Source organism: Oleiphilus sp. HI0128 (assembly GCF_001635365.1).
The window spans coordinates 1-825 of sequence record NZ_LWGG01000430.1; the positions used below are offsets into that span (position 1 = coordinate 1).

Below are 825 nucleotides of genomic sequence, written 5' to 3' on the forward strand. Positions count from 1 at the left end.
ATATCGGTGTCAGCGGTACGGTCAATGCTGCAGTTGTTGGTAGCTATGTACTGAGCTACAACGTGAACGATTCCTCAGGCAACTCTGCTACTACCGTTACCCGAACAATTAACGTTCAAGATACTGGCGCACCTAGCATCACTCTGCTAGGTAGCAGCCCACTTAACCATGAGCTAAATACCCCTTATACCGATGCTGGTGCGACTGCGAATGACGCACTTGACGGAGACCTATCTGCAGGCATTATAGTTGGCGGCACAATGGTCGACTCTAGCGTTGCTGGTACTTATGTCATTACCTATGATGTCAGTGACTCCAACGGTAACCCTGCCGTACAGCAAACGCGCACGGTAAATGTGAACGACTTTACCGCCCCTGTCATTACACTTAATGGTGACAGCAGCATTAATATCGCTCTAGGTAGTGTCTACAATGATGCGGGTGCGAGTGCGTCGGACAATATTGATGGCGATATTTCAGCAAGCATTATTCAGAGTGGCGCTGTTGATACCGGTACAATTGGCAGCTATACACTTGTGTATAACGTAAGTGATGCGGCTGGCAACGCTGCAATCCCCGTCACACGAACAGTTAATGTTGCTGATGCGAGCGGCCCTGTTATTACACTGATCGGAAACAACCCGATCGATCATGAGGTGAATACAATCTTCACCGACCCGGGTGCGACAGCGCTAGATAATGTCGATGGAGATGTATCTTCAAATATCGGTGTCAGCGGTACGGTCAATGCTGCAGTTGTTGGTAGCTATGTACTGAGCTACAACGTGAACGATTCCTCAGGCAACTCTGCTACTACCGTTACCC

At 49.0% G+C, this 825-nt stretch carries 1 protein-coding gene; it reads left to right on the plus strand.

All coding sequences use genetic code 11. The features are described from left to right. A partial coding sequence (locus tag A3763_RS05320) for a DUF5011 domain-containing protein (protein WP_156494930.1) occupies positions 1-825 on the plus strand: 825 nt, incomplete at both ends.